Genomic DNA, 21,011 nt, shown 5'->3' on the forward strand with positions numbered 1-21,011 from the left:
CCCCGCCCGACCGCAGTGCCTAGTTAGGATTCAGTAATGGCTGTTGGCGTCTTTGATCTTTTTTCGATTGGGATCGGGCCTTCGAGTTCGCATACCGTGGGGCCGATGCGGGCTGCTGCGGTGTTTGCCGAGGAGCTCAAGGCCTCGGGGGATCTGGACCGCGTGGCGTCGCTCCGGGTTGACCTGTACGGCTCCCTCGCCGCCACCGGCCATGGCCACGGCACCATGACCGCCATCCTGCTCGGACTCGAGGGCTTCCACCCGGAGAAGATCCTCCCCGAGGAAGTCGAGGACCGGCTGGCCGCCATTGCCCAGACGGGCACCCTGCACCTGGCCGGATCCGTCGCGTTGCCCTACGGCGTGAAGGACATGGTGCTGCGCCCGCTCACCATCCTGCCCCGGCACACCAACGGCATGACGTTCACGGTGTCCGACGCCGACGGCGCCGTCGTGCACATCGCCACCTTCTTCTCCGTCGGCGGCGGCTTCATCGTCCGCGAGGGTGAGGAGGACGCGGCGCTGAAGGAACTCGACGAGTCCAAGAAGGAACTCCCGCTGCCGTTCCGCACGGCCGCTGAACTGCTGGGCCGCTGCCAGTCCAAGGGGCTCTCGATCGGCGAAATCATGTTCGTCAATGAGCGCGCCTCCCGTACCGAAGAGGAGATCCGCGAAGGCCTCCTGCACATCTACTCCGTGATGGAAGGCTGCGTCGAGGTCAGCCTTAAGCGCGAGGGCCTGCTTCCCGGCGGGCTCAAGGTCCGCCGTCGGGCCCCCGACTGGCACGAACGGCTGATGAAGGAAAACCATGGCCAGGACCCCGACTACCGGGACCCCAAGTACTGGCAGGAGTGGGTGAACCTGATCGCGCTCGCGGTGAACGAGGAGAACGCCTCCGGCGGCCGGGTTGTCACCGCGCCCACCAACGGCGCCGCGGGTATCATTCCGGCCGTGCTTTACTACGCGCTGCACTTCGCCCCCGGCATGGATAAAGCCACCCAGGCCGACCGCGACGACGTCGTGGTTAAGTTCCTGCTGACCGCCGGTGCCATCGGGGTGCTCTACAAGGAACAGGCCTCGATCTCCGGCGCCGAGGTGGGCTGCCAGGGCGAGGTGGGTTCGGCGTCGTCAATGGCGGCCGCCGGCCTGGCCGAGGTGATGGGCGGAACGCCCCAGCAGGTGGAGAACGCCGCCGAGATCGCGATGGAGCACAACCTCGGCCTGACCTGCGACCCGATCGGCGGGCTGGTGCAGATCCCGTGCATCGAGCGCAACGCCATCGCCGCAGCCAAGGCGATCAACGCCGCCAAGATGGCCCTCTGGGGCGACGGCTCACACCGCGTGTCGCTCGACGAGGTCATCGTGACCATGCGCGAGACCGGCAAGGACATGAGCTCCAAGTACAAGGAAACCGCCATGGGCGGCCTCGCCGTCAACGTGGTGGAGTGCTGATTTCCCAGTCGTTCCTGATTGTCCTCAGTTGTTCAGTGCCGCCCACAGATTCAGTGACGCGGCGAACACGATCCAGGACAGGTAGGGGAGCAGCAGCAGCCCGGCGGTGCGGCTGATCGGGCCGAAGCGCAGCACGGTGGCGGCCACCGCGACCGCCAGCGCCACGATGATGACGAAGCCGATCCAAAGCGCGGGGGAACCCATGGCGGGGTACAGGCCAAAGAACACCGGGGTCCACAGCAGGTTCAGCACCAGCTGCACGGCGTAGGCGGTGAGGGCGGGCCTGGCGCCTTCCGCCCGGCTGCGCCAGACCAGCCATGCCGCTACGGCCATCGCGATGTACAGAATCGTCCAGACGGGCCCGAAGAGCCAGTTCGGCGGAGACCACGGGGCCTTGTCCGCGGCCGCGTACCATCCGTCGACGTTGCTGGCGCTGGCCAGTCCGCCGAGTGCCGCCACGAGGGCAGAAGCGCCGAGCAGTACCAGCAGGGCCACCGCCTCGACGCCGGGCCGGCGCGTCCCGGCCCCGCCCGGACGGAACTGCCGGCGGACGGCTGACGGTTCCGGCTGCGCATCCATACCTTCAGCGTAAACCCGGTGCGACGGGCGGCACAGGGCCGCAGCGCCCTGAGAGCCGCCGGCCTCCCGATAGACTTGATGCTGCATGCCAGCCATGCCGCCGAAGCTCGTTCCGCAAAGATTGGATACCGCACCCTTGCGAGAATTCACTGCCCGCTTTGCCTCCGCCGAAGAGGTTGCCAACTGGGACGCCCACGTCACCGCGAACCCCAACGGCGGGAATTTGCTTCAATCCGAGGCCTTCGCCGAGGTCAAGCAGCACTTCGGCTGGAAGCCCCTCCACCTGGTCTATGAGACGGCCGACTACACCAGCTACAACCTGGTCCTGGAGAAGTCCTTCCCCCTCCTCGGCAAGCTCTGGTACCTCATCAAGGGCCCGGATGTGGCCTCGGTGGAGGACATCCCCGGCATCGCGGCCGCCAACGCCGACTTCGTCAAGCGCGCCCGGCTGGGGGTATTCGCCATCAAGATCGAGCCCGACATCGTCCTGTCGGAGGACGCGCGGCGCGTCATCGAAGGCGCGGGCCTGGTCAAGACCCACAACCTCCAGCCCAACGACTCCACCGCGCTGCTGGACATCTCGCCGCAGGAAAACCAGCTGCTGCGGAACCTGCACTCCCGCGGCCGCAACGCCGTCCGGCGGGCCATCCGCGAGGAGGTCGAGGTCCACAACGTGGAGCCGACCGAAGAGAACTTCCGGGCGATGTACGCGCTGATGACGAACACCGTGGAGGCCAAGTCCCAGGTCCGGGTCCGCGAGTACGAGTACTACCGCCAGTTCTGGACCAACTTCGTGGACCGCGGCCAGGGCCGGCTGCTCTTCGTCTATGAAAACGGCGTGCCCTCGGTGGGGGCGTTCGTGATCAACTACGGACGGAAGGGCACCTACAAGGACGGCGGTTCCCTGCAGAAGCGCAGCCAGTACGGCGACTCGCACCTGGTCCAGTGGACGGCCATCAACCAGCTCAAGGAACTCGGCTGCACCGAATACGACTTCTGCGGCACGCCGCCCAGCGACAAGCTGAAGGACACCTCCAATCCCTTCCACGGCCTCGGCCTGTTCAAGACCAGCTTCAGCAAGACCGTCACGGACTTCGTCGGCTGCTACGACCAGGTCCTGAGCCCGCTGAAGTACAAGGCCTGGATGGCCGCCGGGGAGCGCGTCGCCCGCCAGCTGTACACGCGGCGCACGGGCCAGCAGTTCTACTAGACCGCCCGCAAGGTGAAATGAGGAGGCCGGAATGACCAAACCACCCGACGGCCGCCGCGGGCCGCAGACGGACGGCCTGCCCCGGACCGAGCCGATGTCGCCCCTGCAGGTGCGCCAGAACGCCGCCGCCAAACGCATGCTCCGCAGGCTGGTCCAAGGTGAGAACCCGCCCACGGCACCGCTGAGCATCGTCGACCGGCTGGCCGGCAGCCCGTACGCCAACCCGATGATCCAGGTCGGAGGCGTGGACACCTCCGCCCGCAAGACCATCGACTTTGCCCTCAAGCTGGCCGAATCGATGTTCCGCTACGGCGCCGGTGCCCTCGAAGTGGAAACCAGCATCATCGCCATTACCGCCGCGCTGGGGCTGAAGAACATCGAGGTGGACATCACCAACCAGTCGGTGGCCATCAACTATGCCCCGAAGGACCAGACACCCATTACGCTGCTGCGCGTGGTGCGGTCCTGGACCAACAACTACGCCGGCCTCGCCCAGGTCCACCAGTTGGTCACGGACATCGTGGCCGGCGGAGTGGGCCGCGAGGAAGCGGTGCGCCGGCTCGAAGAGATCACGCACAGCTCGAAGCCATTCCCGCGCTGGATGGTCACCGTGGCCTTCGGCGTCTTCTCCGCGGTGTTCGTCGGCGTGCTGGGCGGCGGGGTGGCCGCGTCCGGCATCGCCTTCCTGTCCAACCTGCTGATCAGCCTGCTGGCGCGGCAACTGGGCCGCTGGCGCACCCCGGACTTCTTCATCACGGCGTCCTGTTCCTTCGTCGTCACGCTGATCGCCCTGCTGCTCTGGCGCTTCGGCAGCCCGCTGGGAATCCAGATCGCCCCCGCCATCGTGGTGGTCGGCGGAATCCTCCTGCTGCTGCCCACCGGTCGGCTCGTCTCCTCGGTGCAGGACGCCATCAACGGCTTCCCGGTGACCGCGGCCGGCCGGTTCCTGTCCACCATGCTGACCTTCGGCGCGCTGGTCTCCGGGATCGCCGTCGGCTTTGTGGTGGGGGCGATGACCGGGATGCAGTCCATTGACGTCACCGAAACATTCCCGCCGAAGTATCCTCTGTGGGTGCTGGTGCCGCTGGTGGCCATCGCGGTCGTCGCGATCGGCGTCACCGAGCAGACCTCGCTGAAGCTGTTGCTGCCGACGGCGGCCGTCGGCGTCGTGGGTCATCTGGTGCTGATCGGGGGAACAGCCATCGGGATCGGTCCCCGGTTCGCCCCGGCCCTCGCCGCCGTGGTCATCGGCCTCCTGGCCCGCGTGGTCGCACTCCGGATGGGGGCCCCGCAGCTGGTCGTGGCGGTGCCCGCGGCGCTCATCCTGCTGCCGGGCCTGACTATATTCCGTTCCATGTATGTATTGACGATTGAAGAGTCCGAGATCCTGATGGGAGCCGGCGGGATGCTCAACGCCGGGGCAATCGTGCTCGGCGTCGCGGCCGGCATTGTGCTCGGCGACACCCTCGCCCGGCCGCTGACCCGGAGCCTGGCCAGCAACGAGCGGCGCCGCGCCCGCCGCCGCTAACGACGGCGGAGATGGCTCGTCTGGCGACGAGCTGGGGCGCCGGGTTTCCCCACCTTCGCCGGGCTCCGACGGCGTGTCAGCCGGCCGCGCCGGCCTGTCCCGGCGTCGTGGCGGCAAAAGCGGGGAGACTCCGCGGCGCCCGCCCGCGTCAGCCGGGGATGGCTGGCTAGATCTTGCCGATCGGCAGCTTCTTTTCGGCCTGGAAGTCGTCCTCCACCCGGCCACTGGCCCAATACCCGGAGAGCGAGACCTGGCCACGTTCGAGGCCACGGTCGGCAAAGAACACCGGGCGCAGGCCCTTCATGTAGCCGCGCTCCCCGTGCGCGAAGACCTGCACTCGGCCCTCCGGCCACGGCGCGCCGCGTACGGCGTCCACCAGCAGGGTCCCGTTTCCGGCCGGAGTCCCGCGGCGCAGCAGCCAGCGCAGTTCCACCCCGGCCGGGGCGTCGATCGCCAGGACGTCGGCGTCGCTGTCCACCTCCAGGAAGGCCAGACCGCGGGCATCCCGGGGGAGTGACTCGATCGCGGCGCTGATCGCCGGCAGGGCGGACTCGTCGCCCGCGAAGAGGTACCAGTCCGCCGCCGGGTCAGGGTTGTAGCCCCCGCCCGGCCCGGTGAAGACAAGGCTGTCCCCGGCCTGTGCGGAGGCGGCCCACGGCCCGGCCAGGCCCTCATCGCCGTGGATGACGAAGTCGATCGCCAGCTCGCCCGCCGCCTCGTCGACCCAACGGACGGTGTAGGTCCGGGTGTGCGGCCACTCTTCCCGCGGCTGGGACTCCCGGATGGCCCAGAGATCCAGCGGCTGCGGATAGTCGACCCCCGGCTGCGGAAACGCGATCTTGACGTACCGGTCCACGTAACCGTTGTTGACGAAGGCAGCGAAACCCGGGCCGCCGGCGACGATCCGGACCATGTGCGGCGAGAGCTGCTCGCGGCGCAGGACCGTGAGGTTGGTCTGCGGCCGGGAGTTCCGGTTGGCGGTGGTGGTGGCGGGGACGGAAGTCATGGACCTAAGCCTAGCCAAGAACCGGGTCAGGGCAGCGGCGGCAGTTCCCAGTCCACGGTGCCGTCACCCTGGGCGGTGAGCAGGTCATTGGCGCGGCTGAAGGGGCGGGAGCCGAAGAACCCGCGCGAGGCCGAGAGCGGGCTGGGGTGGGCGCTGGCGATCACGGCGGCCGAGCCCAGCAGCGGCCGCACGCCCTCCGCGTCCTTGCCCCAGAGGACCACCACGAGCGGCGCGGGGCTGCCGTCGTCTCGGCGCCGCTGCGCGACGGCCCTGATGGCGGCCGCCGTGACGGCCTCCCAGCCCTTGTTCCGGTGCGAACCGGCTGCTCCGGCCCGGACGCTGAGGACTCGGTTGAGCAGCAGCACCCCCTGCTCCGCCCACCGGCTGAGATCACCGTGGACGCGGGGCGGCAGCCCGAGGTCGGCGTCGAGCTCCTTGTAGATATTGGCGAGACTGCGCGGGATCGGCCGGGTGCCGCCATCCACCGCGAAGGACAGCCCGACGGCGTGACCCGGTGTGGGGTAGGGGTCCTGGCCCACAAGCAGAACCCGCACGCCGGAGAGCGGCTGCCGGAAGGCCCGGAGGATGTTCGACGGCGCCGGCAGCACCTCATGGCCGTCGGCCGTCTCGGCGGCGAGGAACGCGAGGACCGACCGCAGCTGTCCCTCGACCGGTGCCAGCGCCGCGGCCCAGTCCGGCGCCACCAGCCCGTCCAAGGGGAGGTGCGCCATCGCCGCGAGGTCCACCGCCTCTGCGGCGGGGTCAAGTTCGAAGAGCGCGTCGGGATTAGATGAATCAGGCACGGCTTCATTCTCGCAGGAGCCCGGGGAGCCGGCCGGGCCGGCTAAATGACAAGCCTGTTATTCGGCCGTAACATGTGGGGGAGACCTATCGGAACGAGCCAGGGAGTGTGCAGTGGCCGAAGCAGCACCCGAGTACCTGTCGGCGGATGACGCCGACGCCGTGCTCGCGGCAGTCTCCGAAGACTCGCCGTTGAGCAGCCGGGAGCAGCAGATGCTTGCCTTGGAGCGGCAGTGGTGGAAGTACGCCGGCGCCAAGGAACAAGCCATCCGGGAACTCTTTGACCTCTCCGCCACGCACTACTACCAGATCCTCAACGCCCTGATCGACACCGAGGCGGCGCTGGCCCACGATCCCATGCTGGTCAAGAGATTGCGTAGACTACGTACGTCACGACAACGTGCCCGCACTGCACGCCGTTTGGGCTCGGACGCTTAAGAGCACGTGAAGTCCGGCCGGAAGCGCGGAATTTCGCGCGGATTCCGGCGTCGGGCCATCAGCCAGAAATCAGCAAGGACGTCGTTTTACCATGACCAAGTACGCACGGGATGAATTTGATCGGGTCCCGGAGGCCTCCACGCGCCAGGGTGTCCACCGGACGGTCGCCGCTCCCGGTGCCCGCCGGCTGGGCCCCGTCCTCGCCACCGGCGCCGCGGCCCTGGTAGTCGGCCTCGTCGCCTTCCTTCTGCTGCCCAAACTGGGCTTTGGTCCCGCCGGTGGCTCGGCCATGACCGCGGACCAGGCCAGCAACAACGCCGCGGCGTCGCAGGCACCCACAACTTCCGCCGGCTCGAAGCCGTCCCCCAGCAGCCAGCCGACCGGGAGCCTCGCCCCCGCGGGCTCCAAGCCCTCCGCTTCTGCAACGCCGAGCGCCGCCGCGGACCAGTCCGGGGACCAGAAGCTTGACAAAACCCAGCCCGTGGCGATCTACAACGGCACCACGACGCCGGGCTTGGCCGGTCGCGTCGGCTCCAGGATCTCCGCCGCCGGATGGGTCCAGGGCCCGCTCGGCAACTGGGGCGGCGCCCCCCAGCAGACCTCGGTCGTCTTCTACAACGGCCCGGCGCAGAAGGCCAACGCCGCAGAGTTGGGTTCCCTCCTCGGGATTGGCACCCTGGTGGATTCGGCGGAATTCCAGATGCCGCTGGTCATCGTCCTCGGCCCCGGTTTCAATTAGCCCCAGGGTGGCCGCCGGCTTCGGTTACGCCTGAATAACTATTCCCGGCCGGGCCGGGACCCTGCCCGGGCACCGGTGGAAGGCTGTGGGTAGAGTGTCTGCGGACTTCATTTCGCATAACGCGGCGCACATTGGGGTGGGCCGTTCGCAAGCTAGCTGAAAGTGTGGAGAACATGGCACTGGGGACCGTCAAGTGGTTCAACGCCGAAAAGGGCTACGGGTTCATCACCGTCGACAGCTCCGGGGCCGACGTCTTCGTGCACTGGTCCGCGATCGCGGGCGAGGGCTACCGTGCTTTGGCTGAAGGCCAGCGGGTGGAACTGGAAGTTGGCGAGGGCGAAAAGGGCCCGCAGGCCGAAAGCGTCCGGCCCGCCTAGTGGCAGTCTCCGCTGCGGCAGCTGCCCCGAAGAGCGATGGCCGCCGGCGCAAGCTCCGGCGGTTCAGCCGTGCAGCGGCCGCCGGCGTGGCCGCAGCCGTGGCGCTGGCCGCCTGCGCCGGTCCCACCGGCAATGCCCGGGTGGATGCCGCGGAGGCGAGCGGCGACGGAACGCTGCGGATCGGCCTGATCCTGGACAACACCGGCCGGCAGGACTTCCTCAATCCGCCCCAACTGGCGGCGGCGAAGCTGGCGGTCAAGGAAATCAACGCGGCGGGCGGCCACAAGGGCAAACCCGTGGAACTGCTGCCCGAGTCCATCGGTACGGACACCGCGGCCCAGGCCAAGGACCTGGTGGCGGCCAAGGCCGACGTCGTGATCGGGCCCACCGACTCCAGCCGCGCAGCCGGCGCCATCGACGTCCTCTCCCGCGCCAAAGTCGCGCTCATTTCGCCGGCCAACACCGCGCCGGGACTCAGCTCATACAAGAGCGGCGGCTACTACTTCCGGACCGCGGCCGCCGACATCGCGCAGGCCTCGGTCCTGGTCAAGCTCGCCCAGGACGGCGGCGCCAAGACCCTTGCCGTGGTGCACGAGGAAGGCGACTACGGCAAGGACGTCTCCGTGGCCGTCTCGGCGGCCGCGAAGGCCGCGGGCCTGGGCACCTCCGTCGACGCTGAATTCAAGGCCGGTCAGGCGCAACAGGCGGCCGCGGCGGCCAAGGCTGCCTCGCCGGACGCCGTCGTGCTGGTGGCCCGGGACGGTGCCCAGGGCGCCATCGCCGAGCTCAACAACGCGGGACTGTCCGGAAAGAAGCTCATCCTCAGCGACGGGGCCGTAAACCAGTACGGCAACGGCCTTGGCTCCAAGGCGCTGGACGGGGCCCGCGGGGTCCTGCCGGGCACGTTCCCCTCCGCGCACTTCCAGGCAGAACTCGTGGCCGTCGACCCGGGCCTGAAGGACATGGCGTTTGCCGCCGAGACGTACGACGCCGTCAACCTCGCCGCCCTCGCCGCCGCCGCGGCGGAGGACGACGCTGGGACCTCCATCGCCTCGAAGCTGGTCGCAGTGTCCGGCGGAACGGCTGCCGGTACCGGGGCCCCGTCCGGGGAAGCCGCGGCCTGCAAGTCCTACCAGGAATGCGTGGCCGCGCTCCGCGCCGGCAAGCGCCCCGACTACGACGGCGCCTCCGGCCCGATCAACTTCGACAGCAACGGCGACGTCACCGCCGCCGCCTACATGGTCTACAGCTATGGCCCGGACAACAACGCCGAGATGACCGGCAGCGAAACCGCCCGCAGCGCCGGCTCCTGATCGCTCCTAGCGAAGAGCGCCCGGCGGGGCGCACCCTGACCTCACCACTGCTTGCACTCTCCCCGGGGGAGTGCTAATTATGGAGTTAGCACTCCCGCGTATTGACTGCTAACTCGACGCCCCGGTTCGGCCGGTCGCGTGGAGGCGGCGGACGTACCGGGAGCGAGAGAAATACCTGGCTGGGGTGAGATCCCCGGCCCGGCGGCGTACAGAGGCTGCCGGGTTGGAATCGTCCGTCGCGGGCACCGCAGCGCAAGGTTCATTCTTAACGACTGTCCCGAAAGGACTACTGCCGTTATGGCCAAGATCATTGCATTTGATGAAGAGGCACGCCGCGGTCTTGAGCGGGGCCTGAACATCCTCGCCGACGCCGTCAAGGTCACCCTCGGCCCGCGTGGACGCAACGTCGTCCTCGAAAAGAAGTGGGGCGCCCCCACGATCACCAACGATGGTGTCTCCATCGCCAAGGAGATCGAGCTGGACGACCCTTACGAGAAGATCGGCGCCGAGCTGGTCAAGGAAGTTGCCAAGAAGACCGACGACGTCGCCGGTGACGGTACCACCACGGCAACCGTGCTGGCCCAGGCCCTCGTCAAGGAAGGCCTGCGCAACGTCGCGGCCGGCGCTGACCCGCTGTCCCTCAAGCGCGGCATCGAGAAGGCTGTTGAAGCGGTCACCCGCGAGCTCCTGGCTTCTGCCAAGGAAATCGAAACCAAGGAAGAGATCGCCGCCACCGCGTCCATCTCCGCCGGTGACAACGAAATTGGCGCCCTGATTGCCGAAGCCCTGGACAAGGTCGGCAAGGAAGGCGTCATCACCGTCGAGGAGTCGAACACCTTCGGCCTCGAGCTGGAGCTCACCGAGGGCATGCGTTTCGACAAGGGCTACATCTCGGCCTACTTCGTCACCGACGCCGAGCGTCAGGAAACGGTCCTCGAGGATCCGTACATCCTGATCGTCAACTCCAAGATCTCCAACGTCAAGGAACTGGTTGCAGTCCTCGAAAAGGTCATGCAGTCCAACAAGCCGCTGCTGATCATCGCCGAGGACATCGAGGGCGAGGCCCTGGCCACCCTGATCGTGAACAAGATCCGCGGCACCTTCAAGTCCGTCGCCGTCAAGGCTCCGGGCTTCGGTGACCGCCGTAAGGCACAGCTGGCCGACATCGCCATCCTCACCGGCGGCCAGGTCATCTCCGAGGAAGTTGGCCTCAAGCTTGAGACCGCCGGCCTCGAACTGCTGGGCAAGGCACGCAAGGTTGTTGTCACCAAGGACGAGACCACCATCGTCGAAGGTGCCGGCGACGCCGACCAGATCGCCGGCCGTGTGTCCCAGATCCGCGCCGAGATCGAGAACTCCGATTCCGACTACGACCGCGAGAAGCTGCAGGAACGCCTGGCCAAGCTGGCCGGCGGCGTTGCAGTCATCAAGGCCGGTGCCGCAACCGAGGTTGAGCTCAAGGAACGCAAGCACCGCATCGAGGACGCTGTCCGCAACGCCAAGGCTGCTGTCGAAGAGGGCATCGTCGCCGGCGGTGGCGTGGCCCTGATCCAGGCCGGCGCCAAGGCGTTCGCCAACCTGCAGCTCGAAGGTGACGAGGCAACCGGCGCGAACATCGTGCGCGTAGCCATCGACGCCCCGCTGAAGCAGATCGCCTTCAACGCCGGCCTCGAGCCCGGCGTTGTGGTGGACAAGGTCCGCGGCCTGCCCGCGGGCCACGGCCTGAACGCAGCAACCGGCGAGTACGTCGACCTGCTCGCTGCCGGCATCAACGACCCGGTCAAGGTCACCCGCTCGGCCCTGCAGAACGCGGCTTCCATCGCCGGCCTGTTCCTCACCACCGAGGCCGTTGTGGCCGACAAGCCGGAGAAGAACTCCCCGGCCATGGGCGGCGGCGACGACATGGGCGGCATGGGCGGCATGGGTGGTTTCTAACCACCCGGCTACCAAGCCCTGAACGCCTGAACTGACGGTTCTCCGTCAGCGACGGCACGTTCGACGACGGCGGTCCCACCACTGGTGGGGCCGCCGTCGGCGTTAAACCCTCCCGCCCCGGGGCACCGCCCCTCAGATGGTGCGGTGGTTGGCCGGGTGCTCTCGGTTGGTGGGGTGCTCTTACCCGGTGCCGGCGCCGATGCCAGTGCCGGTGGTGCGGGAGCGTCGGGCGGCGGAGGTCTGGCAGGATGGTGCAGTGACGATTACAGCAGCGGCCGACGGTTCGGCTTTAGGAAATCCCGGCCCGGCCGGATGGGCCTGGTACGTGAACGACGACTGCTGGCGTGCCGGCGGGTGGCCGCACGGGACCAACAACCAGGGGGAGCTGATGGCCGTCCTGGACCTCTTCCGGGCCACGGCGCACCTTCCGGGCGAGGACCTGCACATTCTGTGCGACAGCCAATACGTCATCAACTCGGTGACCAAGTGGATGCCCGGCTGGAAGCGTAAAGGCTGGCGGAAGTCCGACGGCAAGCCGGTGCTCAACGTTGAGCTGCTCAAGGAGATCGATCAGGCGCTCACCGGACGCAAGTACACCTTCGAATGGGTCCGCGGACACGCCGGCCACGACCTCAACGAGGCCGCGGATGACCGCGCCAGGGCCGCCGCCACCGCCTACCAGCAGGGCGTCGCGGCCCGTCAGGGCCCCGGCTTCGTCCGTGCCGGAGACGTTGCCGCCGCCGGCGTGCAGACCGCCCCCGCCGCGCAGCAGGCTTCGGCCGCGCCGGCCCCGGCCTCAGCCCCGGCGCAGTCCCGGCAGGCATCGTCCGCTCACGCCGGAACGCGGGAACTGATCGCTGAGCCGACGCTGTTCGGCGAATCCAGCCTTTTCGCTGAGCCGGATCTCTTCAGCGAACTGGAGGAGGAATCCCGCGTTGCGGCGGCCGGCCCGGAGCAGAGCCCGGAGGCAATCGTCGAGGCGCTGGAGCGAGAGCTGCTGCTCCCCGAGACGCGCTCGGATCTGGGGCGCACAGGAGTGCTGCTGCACCCGGACTTTACCGAGATCGGCAGTTCCGGACGGCTCTGGACCCGCGACGAGACGATGATGGCCCTCGAGGATGATCCCGGTGTGCCCGCCGAGCTGGAGCTTCTGGCCGCGGACCGCCTCAGTGAGGCCGCCGTGCTGCTCACCTACCGCAGCCACACCCGCACGGGGACGGCGTTGCGCAGCTCCCTGTGGGTCCTGGACGGCGCGCAATGGCGGCTCCGCTTCCACCAGGGCACTCCCGAGGCCTAGGAGGCACACAGGGCCGCGGGCAGGCCCTCGCGGCTAGCTGAACCGCTGGGCGTTGCTCAGCTCGGCCTGGGCGTAGCTGGCCGCGGCGGATTTGAGCGCGAGATTGATCGAAGCCAGGGAGGCCTCGACCTTGCCCTGGGTCAGGGTCCATTCTGCGAGCAGGGCCTGGAAATTGGTGGCGGCCGACCCGCGCCAGCTCGCCTGCAGTTCGTCCAGCCCGTGCCTCATGGCCTGCACGTCGGCGCTGATTCTTTCCACCGTGGCCTGGACGTTGGCGGACTTGAGCTGGAGCAGTTCGGTATCGACGGAAATGATGCTCACGGGAGGGCCTTTCACGGGTGCCGGGGATGAGGATGTCCGGATTTTCCGGACACTGTCAGCCTAGGAAGGCGCTGCGGCCTGCCCCAGCGGAGAAGCTCCCTATGTGGAAAACCCGACCAGCGTAAAAGGGTTACCCGCGCGCCGCGCCGCCCGACCCCAGGCCAGGCTCCACGCCCGCATCAGCGCCGGACCCAGCGCCGGACTCAGCGCCGGACTCAGCGTCCGGCTCAGCGCCTTTCAGCTCCGCTTCTGCTGTCTCGGCCTCCGGCGGCTCCGCTTCGGCCAGGAACGGGAGGCTGACCACCAGGGTGGCGCCGCCGCCCTCGGTCGGCTGGACACGGACCGAGCCCGAGTGCGAGCCGACGATGGCCGCCACGATTGCCAGTCCGAGGCCGCTGCCGCCGGTCTCCCTGGTCCGGGAAGTGTCCGCACGGTAAAAGCGTTCAAAGATCCGGGCCGCTTCGTCCTCCGAGACACCCGGCCCGTGGTCACGGACTTCGATCACGGAGCGGCGCGTCCCGTCGGCGTCGGACCGCACCCCCACGGCGAGCTCGATCGGGGTGCCATCCGGGGTGTAGCGCAGGGCGTTGCCCACGAGGTTGCCGACCACCTGGCGGAGCTTCGCCTCGTCGCCCATCACCGGGGCCGACGCCCCCGCGCCGCCGTCGAGGCCCCGGAGCGAGATCACCCGGCTGCGGTCGCTGGCCTGGGTGTCAACCACGGCGTCATGGGCCAGCAGCAGCAGGTCCACCGGCTTCTGCTGCAGCGGGCGCTGTTCGTCGATCCGGGCCAGCAGCAGCAGGTCTTCCACCATCGCACCCATCCGCTTGGCCTCGCTCTCGATCCGGCCCATCGCGGTGGCGACGTCCTCGGGCGTGGCCAGGGCGCCGTGCCGGTACAGCTCCGAGAAGCCGCGGATTGTGACCAGCGGGGTGCGCAGTTCGTGGGACGCGTCGGCGGCGAAGCGGCGCATCCTCTCCTCGGAGGCCATCCTGGCGGCAAAGGCCGACTCGATATGCGCCAGCATGGCGTTGAGGGACCGGCTGAGCCGGCCGACCTCGGTGTCGGGGTTCTCGACTTCCACGCGCCGCGAGAGGTCGCCCGCGGCGATGGCGGCCGCGGTCTTTTCCACCCGCGCCAGCGGCCGGAAGGACCGGGTGACGGTCCAGGTGGCAATGAAGAAGGCCAGCACCAGGGTCAGCAGCCCGACGCCGACCACCACGAGCGCGGCGTGCTCCATCACCGAATCCACCGGATACAGCGGCAGTCCGATCACGACGACGGCGGCGCGCTGGTTGCCGTCCAGCACGTTGACGGCCACCACCCGCCAGTTCCGCCCGTCGGTGCCGCGGACCTGGAACGGAACCTCGCCGCGGTCGTGGGCCTCCTGCGGCGCGATGCTGCTGATGGCCGGCCGTGAGCCCTTGCTGCCGCCGAACACGTAGGCGGACTGGCCCGGGCTGAAAAGCATCAGCGAATAGTCGGTGGGGACGTTCGGGTTCTGGTCCTGCAGCTGGCTGAAGGATTGCTGCTGCCGGGCCGATCCCACGGCGGCCTTGAGCTTGTCATCGACCTGGCCCTGCAGGTAGCTGTGCAGCAGGGCAAGCGTGCCCGCGCCCGTGGCGGTGAGGGCCACGAGCATCAGGGCCATCATGATGGCGACCAGCTGCGACCGCAGCGATGCCGCCTTCCATCGGTGCAGCAAGGTCAGCGCTTCTCAGCCGTCCGGAGCACGTAGCCGACGCCCCGCTTCGTCTGGATCAGGGCCGGCGCTGCGGGGTCGATGTCCACCTTGCGCCGGAGGTAGGAGATGTAGGACTCCACGATCGAGGCGTCGCCGTTGAAGTCGTACTCCCAGACGTGGTCCAGGATCTGGGCCTTGGAGAGCACCCGGTTCGGGTTGAGCATGAGGTAGCGGAGCAGCTTGAACTCGGTGGGGGACAACTCGATCACCGTGCCGCCGCGGCGCACCTCGTGGGCGTCGTCGTCGAGCTCAAGATCGTCGACCCGGATGACGGCGTCGTCGTCCTGCAGCGGCTGGGTGCGGCGCAGCACGGCGCGGATGCGGGCCACCACCTCGTCGAGGCTGAACGGTTTGGTGACGTAGTCGTCGCCGCCGACGGTAAGGCCGGTGACCTTGTCCTCGGTGTCGTCCTTGGCGGTCAGGAACAGCACCGGGAAATGCTTGCCCGCGGCGCGCAGCCGGCGGGTGACGGTGAACCCGTCCATGTCCGGCAGCATCACGTCGAGGACGGCGAGGTCCGGGGAGTGGAGCTCCGCGGCGGCGAGGGCATCGCGGCCGGTACCTGCGGAGACGACTTCGAACCCGGCGAAGCGCAGCGAGGTAGAAAGCAGCTCGCGGATGTTGGGTTCATCATCGACGACGAGCAGCTTGGCTTCGGGACCGTTCTTTTTCATGGTTCCCATGATGCTCCCAGACTCTGTGAGTTTTCTGAAAGGCGGATGTGTGTTGAATGGGCGTCTGCTAGTTGCCTGCGCCGACGTCCTTGGCGTCCATGATCCGGTAGGCGTAGCCCTGCTCGGCCAGGAAGCGCTGGCGTTTCGCGGCAAAGTCCTGGTCCAGGGTGTCCCTGGCCACGAGCGAGTAGAACCGCGCGGCCCGGCCGTCCTGCTTGGGACGTAGCAGGCGTCCCAGCCGCTGCGCCTCCTCCTGGCGTGAGCCGAAGGAACCGGAAACCTGGATCGCCACCGAGGCCTCCGGCAAGTCGATGGAGAAGTTGGCGACCTTGGACACCACAAGGGTCTGGACCTCCCCGGCGCGGAACGCGTCGAAGAGCCGCTGGCGCTCCTTGACCGAGGTGTCGCCCTTGATCACCGGCGCCTGCAGGCGCTCGCCGATCTCGTCCAGCTGGTCGATGTACTGCCCGATCACGAGCAGCTGCTCGCCGGCGTGTTCCGCCACAAGCCGCTCCACGATCCCGGTCTTGGTCTCGGACGTCGCGCAGAGCCGGTACTTGTCGGCGTCCTCGGCCATGGCATAGGCCACCCGTTCGTCCCGGGGGAGGTCGACCCGGACTTCAACGCAGTCCGCAGGGGCGATGTAGCCCTGCGCCTCGATGTCCTTCCACGGGGCGTCGTAGCGCTTGGGTCCGATCAGGCTGAACACCTCTCCCTCGCGGCCGTCCTCGCGGACCAGGGTGGCGGTCAACCCGAGGCGGCGGCGCGCCTGCAGGTCCGCGGTCATCCGGAAGATCGGCGCCGGGAGCAGGTGGACCTCGTCGTAGATGATGAGGCCCCAGTCGTTGCCGTCGACCAGTTCCAGGTGCGGGTACAGCCCGCCGCGCTTGGTGGTGAGCACTTGGTACGTGGCGATCGTGACGGGGCGGACTTCCTTGACGGAACCGGAGTATTCGCCGATCTCCTCCTCGGTGAGCGAGGTCCGCTTGAGGAGCTCGTCCTTCCACTGCCGCGCGGACACCGTGTTGGTCACCAGGATCAGCGTGGTGGTGGAACTCGTGGCCATCGCGGCGGCACCCACCAGGGTCTTGCCGGCCCCGCAGGGAAGCACGACGACGCCGCTGCCGCCGGCCCAGAAGTTCTCCGTGGCCAGTTGCTGGTACGGGCGGAGCTTCCAGCCGGTTTCGTTGAGCATGATGGGGTGCGGCGTGCCGTCCACGTAGCCGGCGAAGTCCTCCGCAGGCCAGCCGATCTTCAGCAGCAGCTGCTTGAGCTGGCCGCGCTGGGAGGAGTGCACCACCACGGTCTCGGCATCGATCCGCGGCCCCAACAACGGAGCGATCTTCTTGGCGCGGCTGACTTCTTCGAGGACCGGATAGTCGGAGGTGCGCATCACGAGGCCGTGCTGCGGATCCTTCTCCAGCCGCAGCCGGCCGTAACGGGACATGGTCTCTTCGATGTCGATCAGCAGGGAGTGCGGCACCGGGAACCGGGAGTACTTGAGCAGCGTATCCAAGACCTGTTCGGCGTCCAGCCCGGCGGCCCGGGCGTTCCAAAGTCCCAGCGGCGTGAGGCGGTAGCTGTGGACATGCTCGGGGGCGCGCTCCAGCTCGGCGAACGCCGCGATTGCATGGCGCGCCTCGGTGGCCTGTTCGTGGTCCACTTCCAGCAGGATGGTCTTGTCACTCTGGACGATCAGCGGTCCGTCATTCACTGGAGCAATTCCTCTGTGGCTTCAACATCAATGATCCGGTGGATGGACAGGACACGTTCGGTTTCCTTGGCCGGATCGAACACGCGCACACGCCCGCCATTCACTGCTACCGGAACAACGGTTTCGCGGGTGGCATTCCCCAGGCTGTCCACGATGTTCATCACCACCCGCTGCTTGAGCCGGATGGCCTTCTGCAGGGTCTCCAGGCCCAGTTGCGTCGCGGCCTCGCCGCCGCCCGCCCCGGCCCCGCGGCTTCCGGGGGCGGCGGCATCGGAGAAGGAGGAAGGCGAACCGCCGTCGCGCAGCACCGCGAGCTGGGCGTCGACGTCGGCGTCCGCCGGAGCGGTGCGCGGGGCGGTGTAGACGGGCCGGACGCTGCCTGGCGCCGCGGTGCTGCGGCGCAGCCGGACGGTGGCCGAACCGGTTTCCTCCACCGCGGGGGACAGGCCCAGCCCGCGCAGCAGCTGGGCGGCTTCCCGGGGTGCGGCGTGCGAGACCAGCACGGTCGGGGCGATCCGGACCAGGCCCAGCCCGGACGCCGCGGGGGTGTTGAGCAGCTCCAGCAGGGCTGTTTCATCCTCGCTCTGGATGAAGCTGGCGGCCGGGCCCACCCGGAGCCGGGCGTGGCGCGCGGCGGTGTCCTCGATGAGGTACTGCAGCGGCTGGGGCACGGCGGTGGCCGAGTGCTCGCGCAGGAAGTCCATCAGTGCCCCGGCGTCCTGCCCGGCGTCCAGGGCTCGCCGGACGGACGCCACCGAAAAGCGGTAGATGGTGGCCGGCCCCTGGCCCTCCGCGTCGGCCATGGTCAGGAGTTTCTCACTCAGTTCCGGGTCCAGGTAGCCGGGGGCGACGGCGGTCAGGTCCGCCTGGAGCAGCACGTGGTTCAGCGCCGCCGGCAGGTGCTCGCCGAGGATGGCCAGGGCTTCGTCGGGCTGTTCGACGGCGATCGCCGCCCCGATCTGGCTGAGGGCGCCCGAGCCGACCAAGCCCAGCATTTCGGCTTCGGCGAGGACGCCCTGGATGAGCGAACTGAAGCGCCGCGCCATCCGCGGCTGCGACCAGTCGGCCCGTTCCAACACGGCGGCGGCGTCCAGCACCGGCGCCTCCCCGTCGGCCGCGGCCGCCTCCTGGGTGAGTTCGTTGAGGATTTCCAGGATCCGTTTCCGGACCACGGGGGCGTCCGGCCGCTGCGCCTCCGCGGAGAGGGCATTGATGGCGCTGCCGGCGGGGCCGCGGTGCGCCTGCGCGGTGGCGACGCCGCTGACCGGCTGCCCGACCAGCGACGGGACCCGTTCGCTGGCAAGCCAGGCGTTGACCAGCCACAGCCACTGCTCCTGCCGGGGCAGCGTCAGCCATTCCAGCTGCGGTGCCTGGATCCAGGCGGAGCTGTCCACGTCCAGGCGGAGCAGCCCGGAGAGGGCGCACAGCTCGGCGAGGACGCCGGCCTCATGCAGCCCGATTCGGAGGGCGTCGGCGAGGCGCTTCATTTCCCGGATGCCCACGCCGCCGCTGCGCAACGTGGCGAGCGGCTGCTCGCGCACGGCGTACAGCAGTTCGCCGGTCAGCCGCAGGGTTTCGGCGATGGCGCCGAGCGCGGCATTGCGGCGCAGCGAAGCGCTGGTCTGTCCCAGTCTCGGCACCGGCGGGCTGAGCGCGAAGTGCTCAATGACGAAGCCGCCGCGGAGCGAGACGCCCACGCTGTGCGGGAGCTCCACGTGGGCGGCGTCCAGCGGCACCAGCAGCCCGCGGGCCAGCAGCCAGTCGACGGGCCCGACGTCGGAGCCCTCGTTCAGCACGGACGCGCGGCGCTGCGCCTGGGGCACCGCGCCCATGGCCCAGTTTCCGAAGCGGGCGAGGAGCGCGGTCGTGCGCTCCGGTGCGGTGGCCAGGATCGCTTGCAGGGCCTCCGGCGACGCGGTCCAGTGCTGCAGCGACAGCGCCGCCTCCATCGGGGTGCTGGCGGGGGCGATGTCGGCGCCGGTGTGGTGGAGCTCGCCGACCAGCTGCACCACACGCTGCGCGAAGGCGGGCTGGAGCCGGACGAGCTCCGTGTAGCTGCGTCCCAGCCCCGCCGGGTAGATGCCGATGACGTCCTTGAGGCTGCCGACCGGGAGGTAATGGCGCTGCCGGGCCGTGGCCTGGCTCGCGCCGTGCGGGGGGTCGGCCCGGTGCACAAGCGCCAGTTCCTGCAGGGAGTGCAGCAGCCGGTCCAGCGCGGCGACGGAAGAGCCGTTGATCAGGCGCTTGAGCGTCGCGGCGGACGCGCTGTGTCCGGTGTCCGTGTTGGTGCACAGGTGCAGGGTTTCGAGCACCTGCATTTGCGGACGGTTCAGCCGTTCCAGCGCCCGTTGCACACTGACCCGGCCGCTGGCCCGGGCGGCGAGGGCGGAGAAATCCGGCACCGGGGGGGAAATCAGGTCCGGCCGCGCGGAGAACAGGGCCCGCAACGAGTCGTCGCTGCGGGACTGCAGTTCCTTGCTGAGCGCGCGGATAAGGGACATCAGTCCAACGCTACCTTCCGCCGTGCCCGGGTGTCCGGCGCCGGGCAGCGACGGCGTCGACCACCAGGGCGAGCATGAGCAGGAACGCCACGGGCAGCCCGTAGAGCGCGGTCGACGTGACCCAGGCCGGCGCCACCGTGTTGTTGAAGGCCATGACCATGACGGCTCCGACGGCGGCCAGCGAGAGCGCGGCAACGGTGGCCGCAAGAATCAAGAGGGGCCGCCGGAAGCGCTGTGGTGTCATGGAGGCAACGCTAACAGCCCGGCTTCGCCCGCGCCTCAAGCCGTCAAAGTGGCCAAGGCAGGATAACCTTGGAGGAACAGACCAACACGGTCCGGGCAGTCACACCCTGAACCCGCATATCCATGCGGATGCGGTGACCGCCGGCCGCGTCCCCGCAGAACGAAGAAGGTTGATTACGTGCCTACCGGCAAGGTCAAGTGGTATGACAAGGAAAAGGGCTTCGGATTCCTCGCAGGCGAAGACGGCCAGGAGGTCTTCCTGCCCAAGTCGGCGCTGCCCGAGGGCGTAACCGAGCTCAAAGCCGGAACCCGGGTGGAATTCGGCGTCGCCGACGGCCGCAAGGGAGCCCAGGCCCTGGGCCTGCGGGTGCTGGACAAGACCCCGTCGATCGCCAAGGCCAAGCGACCCAGCGCCAAGGACCTCGCACCGCTGGTGCAGGATCTGGTCAGCGTGCTGGACAACCTCTCGGGAACGCTGTCCGCGGGCAAGTACCCGGAAGGCAACAAGGCCAAGGCGATCGCCGTCGCGCTTCGTAAGGTCGCCGACGAGCTGGACGCGTAAGGCTCTGCGATGACAACGGAACCTGAACAGAACGCCGCCGCGGCGGCCGGTGCGGCCGCCAAGGCCGCCGGCGCCAAAGCAGGATCCAAGCCGCGCTACGGCGTGCCCGTGTGGCGCGTCGGCAAGCCCGACGCCTTCCTGGCCGCGTCCGTCGATGTGGCCCGTGCCGCCGTGGAAGGCATCGCGCCGGCAGAGCAGATCGGCCGGCACCTGGGCGCGAAGAGCGAAGGCGACCGCCTGGTCACGCACCTCTTCGAGTCCAAGCTGCCCGGCTACGGCGGTTGGCAGTGGTACGCGGTGCTGACCCGCAATTCGCGCTCCAAGACCGTGACGGTGGATGAGCTGGGCCTGCTGCCCTCCGAGGATTCCATCCTGGCCCCGGAGTGGGTTCCGTGGGCCGAACGCGTGCGCCCGGAAGATGCACAGCAGGACGAGGCCGCCGAAGCTCCCGCCGCCGCGGCCGCGTCGGATGAGACCGCCGACGACGGTGCCGCGGAGGCGCAGGCAGAGCCTGCCGAAGCAGGAGCCGACGCTGGAGCGGTCCAGGACGAGTCCGCCGTCGAGGTCGACTAACGGTTTG

Annotated in this window: 20 protein-coding genes; 11 read left to right on the forward strand and 9 right to left on the reverse strand. The window is 68.9% G+C overall.

The features are described from left to right. Positions 1–36: 36 nt before the first annotated feature. Positions 37–1,449 carry an L-serine ammonia-lyase gene (locus tag AC1DH3_RS08965; RefSeq protein WP_476909102.1) on the forward strand — a complete coding sequence of 471 codons (1,413 nt, stop codon included), beginning with the start codon at positions 37–39 and terminating at the stop codon, positions 1,447–1,449. Between the two features lie 24 nt (positions 1,450–1,473). Here the strand turns inward: AC1DH3_RS08965 and AC1DH3_RS08970 are convergent, their stop codons facing one another. After that, complete coding sequence (locus tag AC1DH3_RS08970; protein WP_441418250.1) at positions 1,474–2,028, reverse strand: TspO/MBR family protein; 555 nt, start codon at positions 2,026–2,028, stop codon at positions 1,474–1,476. Between the two features lie 136 nt (positions 2,029–2,164). Here AC1DH3_RS08970 and AC1DH3_RS08975 point away from each other — a divergent pair, with 136 nt between their 5' ends. Both AC1DH3_RS08975 and AC1DH3_RS08980 read left to right on the forward strand, forming a co-directional pair. Then, positions 2,165–3,238 carry a lipid II:glycine glycyltransferase FemX gene (locus AC1DH3_RS08975; protein ID WP_441418251.1) on the forward strand — a complete coding sequence of 358 codons (1,074 nt, stop codon included), beginning with the start codon at positions 2,165–2,167 and terminating at the stop codon, positions 3,236–3,238. A gap of 31 nt (positions 3,239–3,269) precedes the next feature. Beyond that, positions 3,270–4,766, forward strand: a complete 1,497-nt coding sequence (locus AC1DH3_RS08980; RefSeq protein WP_441418252.1) for a threonine/serine exporter family protein — start codon at positions 3,270–3,272, stop codon at positions 4,764–4,766. Positions 4,767–4,932: 166 nt separating this feature from the next. Here the strand turns inward: AC1DH3_RS08980 and AC1DH3_RS08985 are convergent, their stop codons facing one another. Both AC1DH3_RS08985 and AC1DH3_RS08990 read right to left on the reverse strand, forming a co-directional pair. After that, positions 4,933–5,772, reverse strand: a complete 840-nt coding sequence (locus AC1DH3_RS08985) for a siderophore-interacting protein (protein WP_476909103.1) — start codon at positions 5,770–5,772, stop codon at positions 4,933–4,935. 26 nt (positions 5,773–5,798) lie between these two features. Then, the gene (locus AC1DH3_RS08990; RefSeq protein ID WP_476909198.1) at positions 5,799–6,503 is read right to left on the reverse strand and encodes a uracil-DNA glycosylase; all 705 of its coding nucleotides are present in this window, start codon (positions 6,501–6,503) and stop codon (positions 5,799–5,801) included. Positions 6,504–6,687: 184 nt separating this feature from the next. Between AC1DH3_RS08990 and AC1DH3_RS08995 the strand changes: the two genes are divergently transcribed. From AC1DH3_RS08995 to AC1DH3_RS09020, 6 genes are all read left to right on the forward strand, one after another. Continuing rightward, on the forward strand, positions 6,688–7,011 hold the full coding sequence (locus AC1DH3_RS08995; protein ID WP_441418254.1) for a DUF3263 domain-containing protein: 324 nt from the start codon (positions 6,688–6,690) through the stop codon (positions 7,009–7,011). A gap of 91 nt (positions 7,012–7,102) precedes the next feature. Continuing rightward, entirely contained in the window at positions 7,103–7,750 is a 648-nt protein-coding gene (locus AC1DH3_RS09000) for a LytR C-terminal domain-containing protein (protein ID WP_441418255.1), read from the forward strand. A 173-nt stretch (positions 7,751–7,923) separates the two neighbouring features. Next, complete coding sequence (locus AC1DH3_RS09005; RefSeq protein WP_175322015.1) at positions 7,924–8,127, forward strand: cold-shock protein; 204 nt, start codon at positions 7,924–7,926, stop codon at positions 8,125–8,127. An 86-nt stretch (positions 8,128–8,213) separates the two neighbouring features. Then, entirely contained in the window at positions 8,214–9,440 is a 1,227-nt protein-coding gene (locus tag AC1DH3_RS09010; protein ID WP_476909199.1) for an ABC transporter substrate-binding protein, read from the forward strand. A 297-nt stretch (positions 9,441–9,737) separates the two neighbouring features. Then, on the forward strand, positions 9,738–11,375 hold the full coding sequence (groL, locus tag AC1DH3_RS09015; protein WP_175322016.1) for a chaperonin GroEL: 1,638 nt from the start codon (positions 9,738–9,740) through the stop codon (positions 11,373–11,375). Positions 11,376–11,631: 256 nt separating this feature from the next. Next, a complete protein-coding gene (locus tag AC1DH3_RS09020; protein ID WP_441418256.1) occupies positions 11,632–12,672 on the forward strand; it encodes an RNase H family protein in 1,041 nt (346 codons plus the stop codon). Positions 12,673–12,705: 33 nt separating this feature from the next. Here AC1DH3_RS09020 and AC1DH3_RS09025 read toward each other — a convergent pair whose 3' ends face one another. From AC1DH3_RS09025 to AC1DH3_RS09050, 6 genes are all read right to left on the reverse strand, one after another. After that, positions 12,706–12,993 carry a WXG100 family type VII secretion target gene (locus AC1DH3_RS09025; protein WP_441418257.1) on the reverse strand — a complete coding sequence of 96 codons (288 nt, stop codon included), beginning with the start codon at positions 12,991–12,993 and terminating at the stop codon, positions 12,706–12,708. 130 nt (positions 12,994–13,123) lie between these two features. After that, positions 13,124–14,698: a sensor histidine kinase gene (locus tag AC1DH3_RS09030; protein ID WP_476909104.1), complete on the reverse strand. Its 1,575-nt coding sequence runs from the start codon at positions 14,696–14,698 to the stop codon at positions 13,124–13,126. 2 nt (positions 14,699–14,700) lie between these two features. After that, positions 14,701–15,411 carry a response regulator transcription factor gene (locus AC1DH3_RS09035; RefSeq protein ID WP_175322020.1) on the reverse strand — a complete coding sequence of 237 codons (711 nt, stop codon included), beginning with the start codon at positions 15,409–15,411 and terminating at the stop codon, positions 14,701–14,703. A gap of 67 nt (positions 15,412–15,478) precedes the next feature. Then, entirely contained in the window at positions 15,479–17,125 is a 1,647-nt protein-coding gene (locus tag AC1DH3_RS09040; RefSeq protein WP_175322021.1) for a DNA repair helicase XPB, read from the reverse strand. After that, complete coding sequence (locus AC1DH3_RS09045; protein ID WP_476909105.1) at positions 17,122–19,626, reverse strand: helicase-associated domain-containing protein; 2,505 nt, start codon at positions 19,624–19,626, stop codon at positions 17,122–17,124. Before AC1DH3_RS09045 ends, AC1DH3_RS09040 begins: the two co-directional genes overlap by 4 nt. Positions 19,627–19,636: 10 nt before the next feature. Next, complete coding sequence (locus tag AC1DH3_RS09050) at positions 19,637–19,870, reverse strand: hypothetical protein (protein ID WP_441418260.1); 234 nt, start codon at positions 19,868–19,870, stop codon at positions 19,637–19,639. 177 nt (positions 19,871–20,047) lie between these two features. On the opposite strand from AC1DH3_RS09050, the gene AC1DH3_RS09055 reads away from it, so the two are divergent. Both AC1DH3_RS09055 and AC1DH3_RS09060 read left to right on the forward strand, forming a co-directional pair. After that, positions 20,048–20,431, forward strand: coding sequence for a cold shock domain-containing protein (locus AC1DH3_RS09055; protein ID WP_175322024.1), 384 nt, complete (start codon positions 20,048–20,050; stop codon positions 20,429–20,431). Between the two features lie 9 nt (positions 20,432–20,440). Beyond that, positions 20,441–21,004, forward strand: a complete 564-nt coding sequence (locus tag AC1DH3_RS09060; RefSeq protein WP_476893149.1) for a DUF3027 domain-containing protein — start codon at positions 20,441–20,443, stop codon at positions 21,002–21,004. Positions 21,005–21,011: the final 7 nt, after the last annotated feature.

This window comes from Arthrobacter sp. 05L428 (assembly GCF_056397665.1).

Coding starts and splice junctions, on each gene's coding strand:
- groL (WP_175322016.1), top strand. CDS start 9,738: ATGGCCAAGATCATTGCATTTGATGAAGAGGCACGCCGCGGTCTTGAG.
- AC1DH3_RS09035 (WP_175322020.1), bottom strand. CDS start 15,411: ATGAAAAAGAACGGTCCCGAAGCCAAGCTGCTCGTCGTCGATGATGAA.
- AC1DH3_RS09045 (WP_476909105.1), bottom strand. CDS start 19,626: ATGTCCCTTATCCGCGCGCTCAGCAAGGAACTGCAGTCCCGCAGCGAC.
- AC1DH3_RS09060 (WP_476893149.1), top strand. CDS start 20,441: ATGACAACGGAACCTGAACAGAACGCCGCCGCGGCGGCCGGTGCGGCC.
- AC1DH3_RS08990 (WP_476909198.1), bottom strand. CDS start 6,503: ATGGCGCACCTCCCCTTGGACGGGCTGGTGGCGCCGGACTGGGCCGCG.
- AC1DH3_RS09005 (WP_175322015.1), top strand. CDS start 7,924: ATGGCACTGGGGACCGTCAAGTGGTTCAACGCCGAAAAGGGCTACGGG.
- AC1DH3_RS09000 (WP_441418255.1), top strand. CDS start 7,103: ATGACCAAGTACGCACGGGATGAATTTGATCGGGTCCCGGAGGCCTCC.
- AC1DH3_RS08985 (WP_476909103.1), bottom strand. CDS start 5,772: ATGACTTCCGTCCCCGCCACCACCACCGCCAACCGGAACTCCCGGCCG.
- AC1DH3_RS08980 (WP_441418252.1), top strand. CDS start 3,270: ATGACCAAACCACCCGACGGCCGCCGCGGGCCGCAGACGGACGGCCTG.
- AC1DH3_RS09050 (WP_441418260.1), bottom strand. CDS start 19,870: ATGACACCACAGCGCTTCCGGCGGCCCCTCTTGATTCTTGCGGCCACC.
- AC1DH3_RS08970 (WP_441418250.1), bottom strand. CDS start 2,028: ATGGATGCGCAGCCGGAACCGTCAGCCGTCCGCCGGCAGTTCCGTCCG.
- AC1DH3_RS08965 (WP_476909102.1), top strand. CDS start 37: ATGGCTGTTGGCGTCTTTGATCTTTTTTCGATTGGGATCGGGCCTTCG.